Origin of the sequence: Kitasatospora sp. NPDC090308 (genome assembly GCF_044769485.1) — a bacterium.
Classification (GTDB): Bacteria; Actinomycetota; Actinomycetes; order Streptomycetales; family Streptomycetaceae; genus Kitasatospora; species Kitasatospora fiedleri.
In genome coordinates this window covers 437,270-444,168 of the sequence record NZ_JBIVXY010000003.1, presented here as the reverse complement: position 1 = coordinate 444,168, position 6,899 = coordinate 437,270, and the positions used below count along the sequence as shown (strand labels likewise).

7 protein-coding genes are annotated in these 6,899 nt (G+C 75.1%); 2 read left to right on the top strand and 5 right to left on the bottom strand.

Features of this window, described 5'->3' with window-relative positions:
- Positions 1 to 214: 214 nt before the first annotated feature.
- A complete protein-coding gene (locus ACIQVD_RS09510) occupies positions 215 to 1,531 on the top strand; it encodes an MFS transporter (protein WP_400679009.1) in 1,317 nt (438 codons plus the stop codon).
- Positions 1,532 to 1,581: 50 nt separating this feature from the next.
- On the opposite strand, the gene ACIQVD_RS09505 is transcribed toward ACIQVD_RS09510, so the two are convergent.
- Entirely contained in the window at positions 1,582 to 2,031 is a 450-nt protein-coding gene (locus ACIQVD_RS09505) for a group III truncated hemoglobin (protein ID WP_402287337.1), read from the bottom strand.
- A gap of 176 nt (positions 2,032 to 2,207) precedes the next feature.
- On the opposite strand from ACIQVD_RS09505, the gene ACIQVD_RS09500 reads away from it, so the two are divergent.
- A complete protein-coding gene (locus ACIQVD_RS09500) occupies positions 2,208 to 3,197 on the top strand; it encodes an aldo/keto reductase (RefSeq protein ID WP_400679006.1) in 990 nt (329 codons plus the stop codon).
- 112 nt (positions 3,198 to 3,309) lie between these two features.
- Here the strand turns inward: ACIQVD_RS09500 and ACIQVD_RS09495 are convergent, their stop codons facing one another.
- Genes ACIQVD_RS09495 through ACIQVD_RS09480 form a run of 4 tightly spaced genes read right to left on the bottom strand, consistent with a single transcriptional unit; the run spans position 3,310 to position 6,864 of the window.
- Positions 3,310 to 4,380: an LLM class flavin-dependent oxidoreductase gene (locus tag ACIQVD_RS09495; protein WP_400679005.1), complete on the bottom strand. Its 1,071-nt coding sequence runs from the start codon at positions 4,378 to 4,380 to the stop codon at positions 3,310 to 3,312.
- 5 nt (positions 4,381 to 4,385) lie between these two features.
- Entirely contained in the window at positions 4,386 to 5,294 is a 909-nt protein-coding gene (locus tag ACIQVD_RS09490; RefSeq protein WP_400679003.1) for an ABC transporter substrate-binding protein, read from the bottom strand.
- A 26-nt stretch (positions 5,295 to 5,320) separates the two neighbouring features.
- Positions 5,321 to 6,055: an ABC transporter ATP-binding protein gene (locus ACIQVD_RS09485; RefSeq protein WP_402287333.1), complete on the bottom strand. Its 735-nt coding sequence runs from the start codon at positions 6,053 to 6,055 to the stop codon at positions 5,321 to 5,323.
- On the bottom strand, positions 6,052 to 6,864 hold the full coding sequence (locus tag ACIQVD_RS09480; protein WP_402287735.1) for an ABC transporter permease: 813 nt from the start codon (positions 6,862 to 6,864) through the stop codon (positions 6,052 to 6,054). The genes ACIQVD_RS09485 and ACIQVD_RS09480 overlap by 4 nt, the downstream gene beginning before the upstream one ends.
- Positions 6,865 to 6,899: the final 35 nt, after the last annotated feature.

Below are 6,899 nucleotides of genomic sequence, written 5' to 3'. Positions count from 1 at the left end.
ATTTGTTCGTGGCGGCTGTGTGTGCCGCGCCTTACACGGCCCCCCGGCCCCCCCCCCCCCCCGGTGGGGGGGGGGGGGGGCGGGGGGGGGGGGCGGCCACCTCCGGGGGCCGGCCCGCCCCGGCCGTTCCGTTCCCCGCTCGATTTCCAGCCCGATTCCCAGTCCCGATTCCCAGTCCCGATTCCCCGCCCGCTCCGGATCCGGGAGGACCGCCGTGGCAGACGCCCCGCCCACCCCGCTGTACCGCAACCCCGACTACCAGCGCCTGTGGCTGGCCCACGCCCTGTCCGCGTTCGGCTCGCAGGCGACGTACATCGCGCTTCCCCTGGTCCTGCTGGCGGCCACCCACTCGATCACCGACTTCGGCCTGGTCACCTTCGCCGAGATCGTCTCCTCGCTGTTCGCCAGCTTCCCGGCCGGCGTGCTGGTCGACCGGCTGAGCCGCCGCACCGTGATGCTCTTCTGCGACCTGGCCCGGGCCGCGGCCTTCGCGCTGTTCGCGCTGGCGGTGCTCGCCGACCGGGTGAACCTGCCGCTCGCGGTGGGCCTGGCCGTGCTGAACAGCCTGCTCAGCGCCCCGTTCGGGCCGGCCGCCTCGGCCGCGCTGCGGCACGTGGTGCCGCGCAGCCAGCTGACCACCGCCGTGTCGATGGCGCAGGCCCGCTCGGCGGTCGCCACCCTGGGCGGGCCGATGCTCGGTGCCGCGCTGTACGCCGTCACGCCGGTGCTGCCGTTCGTGGTCGACGCCGCCTCGTTCGCCGCGTCCGCGCTGTGCGTGCTGTTCGTGCGGCTGCCGAAGGAGACGCCGGGCGCGGGGCGTCCGAAGGCCGAACGCCCGCCGTTCCTGCGCGACTTGACCACGGGGCTGGTGGAGGTGCGGCGCAGCGCGTTCCTGCGGTACACGCTGGTGAACGCGGCGCTGGTGAACTTCGTGTTCAGCGGCATCGTGGTGGTGCTGGTCGCGCAGGGCGCGCAGGCCGGGCCCGGCGGCAGCTACCACAACGGGCTGATCATCGCGATGTCCGGCGCGGGCAACCTGGTCGGCGCGGTGTTCTCCGCCAAGGCAGGACGGACCCTCGCCCCGCGCACCCTGGTGCTGGCGGTCTGCTGGAGCACCGCGCTGCTGACCCCGCTGCTCGCGCTCGGCTACGGGGTGGCGTTCACGGCGCTGGTGATCGGCCTGTGCGGCCTGACCTCGCCCGCCGCGAACGCGGTGATCTCCGCGGCCCGGCTGCACTCCGTCCCGGACCACCTGCTGGGCCGGGTGCAGACCGCCTGCGGCATCGCGCCCGCGCTGTTCGTCCCGTTCGGCCCGCTGGTCAGCGGCGCCCTGCTGGACCACTTCTCGGCGTCCACCGTGCTGCTGCTGAACGCGGGCGTGCTGCTGGCGCTGGCCCTCTACAGCACCGTCAGCGGCGGCCTGCGCCGCATCCCCGACCTGCGCGAGCCCCGGGCGGCGGAGCCCGCCGCGCCGAAGGCCCGGACGGTGGAGCCGCGCCCGGTCGAGCCGCGCCCGGTGGCGAACACCTGACCGGGCCGTCGGAACCCGGCGCCCGGCCGTCGGAACGCGTCGCCCGGCCGTCAGGGCGCGGCGCCGCCGGAGGCCAGGCGGACGGCCGCGAGCGGGACGAAGCCGCCGCTGCCGCCGTCGGTGCCGCCCCCGTCCAGGCGGCGCAGCATGGCGACGGCGATCCGCTGGGCCTGGGCCTTGGCGCGTTCGGTGACGGGGCCGGTGTGGCGGCCGTCGAGGGTGGCGCGCCAGAGCTGGACCCAGCGGCCGAAGTGCGCGGCGGTGAGCGGGGCGACGGCGTGCAGGGCGGCGTGCGGGGCGAGCGCGTTGCCGCGGTAGGCGGCGGTGCGCAGCAGGGCGCTCTCCCAGAAGTCGGTGATCCGGGGGAGGTGGGCCTCCAGGTCGAGGCGGGCGACCTCGGTGAAGTGCGGGCCGATCAGCGGGTCGGCGAAGGCGGCGCGGTAGAAGAGCCGGAGGGCCCGTTCCAGGTCGGCCCGGCTGGTGATGTCCGGCAGTGCCACGGCGGTGTCCTCCTGGTGCTGTCACGCGGGCCGTCACGCGCGCCGTCACCCGCCCTCACGCGCTGTCACGGGCGGTGGCGCGCCGCGGTGCCCGCCCGGCCAGGCTACGCCGGGGCGGTGTCCGGGGGCAGGGCCGTTGGTCCCGCCGGGGGTCGCCACCTGGCAGGATGCTGGTCATGAGCTTCCTCCCTGCGGACGACCGCTATGCCTCGATGACCTACCGCCGCGCCGGGCGCAGCGGCGTGCAGCTGCCCGCCGTGTCGCTCGGCCTGTGGCACAACTTCGGTGACACCCAGCCGCTGGACGTGCAGCGCGCGGTGCTGCGCCGGGCCTTCGACCGGGGGGTGACCCACTTCGACCTGGCGAACAACTACGGCCCGCCGTACGGCAGCGCGGAGCGCAACTTCGGCTACCTGTTCGCGCAGGACTTCCGCCCGTTCCGGGACGAGCTGTTCATCGCCTCGAAGGCGGGCTGGGACATGTGGCCGGGCCCGTACGGGGACGGCGGCAGCCGCAAGTACCTGCTGGCCAGCCTGGACCAGTCGCTGGGCCGGATGGGCCTGGACTACGTCGACGTCTTCTACTCGCACCGGTGGGACCCGACCGTCCCGCTGGAGGAGACCATGGGGGCGCTGGACACGGCGGTGCGCTCGGGCCGGGCGCTGTACGCGGCGATCTCCAACTACCCGGCGGAGCAGCACCGGGAGGCGGTGGCGATCCTGCGCGAGCTGGGCACGCCGTGCCTGCTGAACCAGGCCAGCTACTCGATCCTGAACCGGGAGCCGGAGCAGGGCCTGCTGGACGCGGTGGGCGAGACGCAGACCGCGCTGATCGCCTACTCGCCGCTGGCGCAGGGCCTGTTGACGGACCGTTACCTGTCGGGTGACGTGCCGGCCGGGTCGCGGATGTCGGTGGGCCACTTCCTGAAGGAGGAGGCGCTGACGGACGCCAAGCTGGAGCAGCTGCGGGCGCTGGCGAAGGTCGCGGAGGGCCGCGGGCAGAGCCTGGCGCAGCTGGCGCTGTCCTGGGTGCTGCGGGACGAGCGGGTGGTGTCGGTGATCATCGGCGCCTCCAGCGTGAAGCAGCTGGACCAGAACCTGGACGCGCTGGCGGCCGGTCCGCTGACCGCCGAGGAGCTGGCCGAGATCGACCGGCTGAGCAGGTAGCCGACCGGGTAGGCGGCCGGCCGGGCGAGGAGCCGGGTGGACGGGCGGGCGGCCGGGGGAAGTTCGGCCGCCCGCCGGTCCGGGCTCGGGCGGTCCGGGCTCAGGGGCGCACTCAGGGGTGCAGCTTCGGCAGGACGGTCTCGGCGACCCGGTACGCCTCCTCCAGCAGCGGGTTGCCGGACAGGATGAAGGTGTCCACGCCCAACTCCTGGAACTCCCGCAGCCGTTCGACGACCTGCTCGGTGGAGCCGACCACGGCGGTGCCGGGGCCGGGGCGGAACAGGCTCATGCCGGGCCACAGGTTGGGGTGGGTCTCCAGCTCGCGGGCGCGGGCCGGGACCCGGCCGCCGTGCTGGCGGAACTGGCGCTGCCAGCCGACGCCGTCCTCGCCCGCCCGGCCGCCGAGCTGGCGGGCGTAGGTGGCCTCGCTGGTGACGTCGAGCAGCCGGTCGGCGGCGGCCCACGCCTGTTCCTCGGTGTCGCGGACGATCAGGTGCAGGCGCAGGCCGAGCCGCAGGGTGCGGCCGTGGGCGGCGGCGCGTTCGCGGACGCGTTCCAGCTTCTCCTTGAGCAGGTGCGGGGGTTCGCCCCAGGTGAGGTAGACGTCGACGTGCTCGGCGGCGACCTCGATGCCGGCCGGGGACGAGCCGCCGAACCAGAGCGGGATGTGGCCCTCGCGCAGCGGCGGCAGGTCGCGCAGCGAGGCCCCGGCGTTCTTGAGCTGGTAGAACTCGCCTTCGTGGTCGAAGACTTCGCCGCTGGTGAGGCGCTTGACCAGGCTCCAGTACTCGGCGGACAGCCGGTAGCGGTCGTCGTGCTCGACGTGCAGGCCGTACTCGCGCAGCTGGCCGGTGGAGCCGTTGACCACGTTGAAGCGCAGCCGGCCGGGGCCGTGCAGGTGCTCGAAGGAGAGCGCCATCTTGGCCAGCAGGGTGGGCGAGATCAGGCCGGGGTGGACGGCCAGCAGCGGCTGGAAGCCGGGGCCGGTGGCGGCGGCCAGCGCGGAGCCGAGCGCCCACACGTCGTACTGGTCGGTGGCCAGCAGCGCGCCGGTGTAGCCGAGCCGCTCGACCGTGGCGGCCAGGTGCTGGAGGTAGCCGAGGTCGACCGGGCGGCGGCCTTCGGGCTCCCACGGGTAGTGGCCCTCGCGCGGGATCAGGTACCAGAGGACTTCGGTGGCCACGGCGCTCAGCCTTCCTGCGCGGCGCGGGCGATGGCGGCGGCGACGGGCTGCTCCAGCTCGGGCAGGTGGATGTCGGCGACGGTGACGGGGCGGTCGATGAAGCCGACGCCGTGGAAGATGTCGGCGGCCTCCTGCTGCTCGGCGACGAACGCGGCGGTGGCGGGCTCCAGCCGCCAGGGCAGCGCGGCGAGCGCGGTGTGCCAGTCGGCGGCCTCGCCGCCCTGGTCCTCGGCGGCGAGCGCGGCGGCCTCGGCGGGGTGGGCGGCGGCCCAGTGGTCGGCGCGCTGGAGGGCGGTGACGATGGCGGCGACCACCTCGGGCCGCTGGACGGCGAGTTCGCGGCGGGCGAAGAACACCGAGCGGTCGGTGATGACGTCCCCGGTCCGGATCAGTTCGCGGAACTCGCCGGTGCGGCGGGCGGCGGCGAGTTCCGCGCCCTGGGCGATCCAGCCGGCGATCCGGCCGTCGCGCAGCCGCTCGGCCTCGTCCCCGGCCGGGCGCTCGGCGCTGATGTCGTCGCGGTACGAAAGTCCGTGCTGGTGCAGGGCCTTGGCGAGCAGGTGGGTCTGCCAGGAGCCGATCCCGAGCACCACGGTGGCGCCCTTCAGGTCGGCGACGGAGTGCACCGGGCCGTCGGCGGCGACCAGCAGCGCGCCGTGGTCGGGGCGGGGCGCGGAGACGGCGGTGTAGACGATGTCGTGGCCGGCGGCCTGGGCGGTGATCGGCGGGGTGGAGCCGGTGCCGCCGAAGTCGATGGTGCCGTCGGCCAGGTAGGGGCCGGTCCTGGTGCCGTCCGTGTAGTGGTGGAACTCGGCGCTCTCGCCGAGCGGGGCCAACTCCTGCTGGAGGTAGTCGAGTCGGGCCAGGTGGTAGAGCGACGGGTTGGAGCGGTGCACACCGACGGTGACGGTCATGGCGGTCTCTTCTCTCGGGCGGTGGGTCAGTTGGCGTGCTGCGGTGCGGTGTCCCGGTGCACGCCGAGGTCGGCGAGCAGGCGGCGGCGCAGCGCCGCGAAGTCGGGGTCGGCCGGGTCCCGGGGGTGGTCGACGGCGACGGTCTCGTCGCGGACGAGCGCGCCGTCGCGCAGGACGGCCACCCGGTCGGCGAGCCGGATCGCCTCGTCCACGTCGTGGGTGACCAGCAGGACGGCGGGCCGGTGCTTGCGGCACAGTTCGCCGACCAGGTCCTGCATGCGCAGCCGGGTGAGCGCGTCCAGGGCGGCGAACGGCTCGTCCAGCAGCAGCAGTTCGGGCTCCCGGACCAGGGCCCGGGCGAGCGCGGCGCGCTGCGCCTCGCCGCCGGAGAGGGTGCCGGGCCAGGCGTCGGCGTGGTCGGCGAGGCCGACCTCGGCCAGGGCCCGGCGGCCGGTCTCCCGGGTGGCGGCGCCGCGCGGCAGGCCGACGGTGACGTTGCCCAGGACGCGCTTGGACGGGATCAGCCGGGGCTCCTGGAAGACCACGGTCCGCGAGGGCGGCACGAGCACGGTGCCCCCGTCGGCCCGGTCGAGCGCGCCGAGGATGCGCAGCAGGGTGGTCTTGCCGGTGCCGGACGCGCCGAGCAGGGCCAGGAACTCGCCGCGGGCGATGTCCAGGTCGACGCCGTCCAGGACGGCGCGGGTGCCGAACACCCGGCGCAGGCCCCGGAGGTGGACGGCGGGGGTGCGGGTGTCGCTCATCGTCCGGCCCCCCGCCGTCCGGTGCCGGGGCGCCAGGGCATCAGCACGCGTTCCAGGACGCGCACCGCGCCGTCGGCGGCCAGGCCGAGCAGGCCGTAGATCAGGATGCAGACGGCGAGCACGTCGGTGCGCGAGAAGTTCTGCGCCTGGGCCATCAGGTAGCCGATCCCCTCGGTGGAGTTGATCTCCTCGGCGGCGATCAGCGCGATCACGCTGAGCGTCATCGACAGCCGCAGCCCGGACAGCAGCGCGGGCAGCGCGCCGGGCAGCACCACCTCGCGGACGATCGCCCAGCGGGAGAGCCCGAAGCTGCGCATCGCCTCGACGAGCTTGCGGTCGGTGTTGCGGACGCCGCCGGAGGTGGAGACGTACATCGGGAAGGAGGTGGCGACGCCGATCAGCGCGATCTTCGCGGTCTCGGTGATGCCGAACCAGACCATGAACAGCGGCACCAGCGCCAGGAACGGGACGGTGCGCAGCACCTGGACGGCGGAGTCGAGCAGTTCCTCGCCGAGCCGGAAGAAGCCGGTGACCACGCCGAGCACCAGGCCGGCGCCGGCGCCGAACAGCAGGCCGAGGGCGGCCCGGGTCAGCGAGGTGGACAGCGCGTCGGTGAGCTGCCCGTTGCCCCACAACTCCCGTACGGCCTGGACGACCTGGCCGGGCGAGGCGAGCACGTCGGGGGTGAGCGCGCCGGTCGCGGAGGAGATCTGCCAGGCGGCGAGCAGGACCAGCGGGCCCAGGGTGCGCAGGGCGAGCGAGACGCCGCGCGGCCGGGTCGTGGCGGCCCGGGCCCGGGGGGCGACCAGCCCGGCGGCCCGGGCCGCCTCGGTGCCGGTCGCCG